This window comes from Actinomadura geliboluensis (genome assembly GCF_005889745.1).
GTDB lineage: Bacteria > Actinomycetota > Actinomycetes > Streptosporangiales > Streptosporangiaceae > Spirillospora > Spirillospora geliboluensis.
This window is the reverse complement of record NZ_VCKZ01000720.1, coordinates 1-1,565: the sequence shown is the minus strand read 5'-3', so window position 1 is coordinate 1,565 and position 1,565 is coordinate 1. Positions and strand designations below refer to the sequence as shown.

1 protein-coding gene is annotated in these 1,565 nt (G+C 66.4%); it reads right to left on the bottom strand.

The genetic code is table 11. The features are described 5' to 3' along the window. The coding region (locus ETD96_RS46340; RefSeq protein WP_205719766.1) for a hypothetical protein at positions 1–351 on the bottom strand (351 nt) is incomplete at its 3' end. Positions 352–1,565: the final 1,214 nt, after the last annotated feature.

The following is a 1,565-nucleotide window of genomic DNA, read 5'->3' as shown; positions in this document are numbered from 1 at the left end:
CTCGACCGGTACGGGGGAGGGCGGCTTGTGCCCGGACTTGGGCTTCCAGGTGTGCCGGTCCGCCCAGCGAGGGAAGTCCCGGCCGCGGCCTGATCCTCTGCGAGACCTCTCGTACATCGACCGCCATGCCTCCTTGCACTTTTGCCAGTCGCCCATGCTCACGGTGTGACGGCAGATGGGCGGCGCGGATCTGCGGGCCCCCGGCTCGGGATGCGCGGCGGCCTCCGCGGACGCGGCGGCTCCCATGGAGATCGCACCGGCCATCGCGGTACAGCCCAGCACGCCGCTGGTGCAGCGAAGCCAGTCGCCGAGCAGGTCGACCAGCCTGGGATGGGCCTGAAAGCGGTTCATCTTCGCCCCGGGGGATCGCGTCGGTCACCGTGAGAATGCCGATCGTAGTCAATTCGGCTACGGAGCGTTGAACATTGCTCACACTCGACGGAAGGTTCCTGGGTGGCGGGTTGCGGCGTGATGGTGGAGGAAATGTGCGTTATGTCCTAGATGTAAGTGAGAGGGCGATGTGGTCGAGCAGATGTGGCGGCGTGAAGCGAAAGGCGTGAATTCTCGGCGGTATAGCCTGCTGGCACGCGTGTTCCGGGCCATGCCGCGAGCGGACTCCGCGCGGGCTCCGCAGATGATGTGCCACTGACCGACACTTCCGGAAGTGGACGGGCTGGTATGCATGGGTGGCCGCACGGTGTTATAAGTCTCACTCGGTGTTATCGGCCCCGAAAGGCGCAAGCGTAGAGACGCTCCTCGGTAATTTGCCCCCTTTGCGGTGATTTGTTCGCCATTTGAAGGGCGGCTGATATGTCGCGACCGATGGCGCGGCGCGACGACCCGCACGTTTATACCGAGAAGCACGCCGGCGGCGACGTAGCCGTGCCCGTATTGCTGCGTGCGTCCCTAGGCAGGCGTAGGTGACGTCCGTCAAAGGTTCGACAGGGCGATGACCGCCGTGCTCGCCGCCGCGGAGGCAGGACCTGCCCGAACGCGAAGCCGAACCCGATGAACGACCCGAACGTGCCGATGCTCGCCAGCTGGCATGTCCAGCCTTCAAGGCTCGCTACGTGACATGTCCAGGCTTCAAGGCTCGCTGGGGGGCATGTCCAGCCTTTGAGGGGCGCGAGGCTTTGAGGGGCGCCAGGCTTTGAGGCTCGCCAGGCTTTGAGGCTCGCCAGGTGGCTCGCCGGGCTTCAGGGCTCGCCCAGGCTTCAGCGCTCGCCAGGCTTGGAGGCTTGCCAGGTGGTACGTCCAGGCCGGGATCGTCGGTGGTGGAGGGGCCCGCTTCTGCGATCGGCCACACTGCCCGCCCCGATGGCAATGTGGTCTTGCGGCTGCGGGGCGAAGGGTCGGCGCGTGTTTCAGGGGGGCGGTGGTGCTCGGGTAGCACCCGGTTTTGTGGTGTTCGGGCGGGTGGAGGACGTGGGTGGATGCCTTCCCGTGAACCCTGGTGCGACCTCGCGCCTCAGACATCGTCGGAGGAAGCGCGAGGGCGCGCGTGCGGCTGTGGTGGGGGTTAGGCGGCTTGCGGGGGGTCTGCGGGAGATTTGAGGATGTCGTAC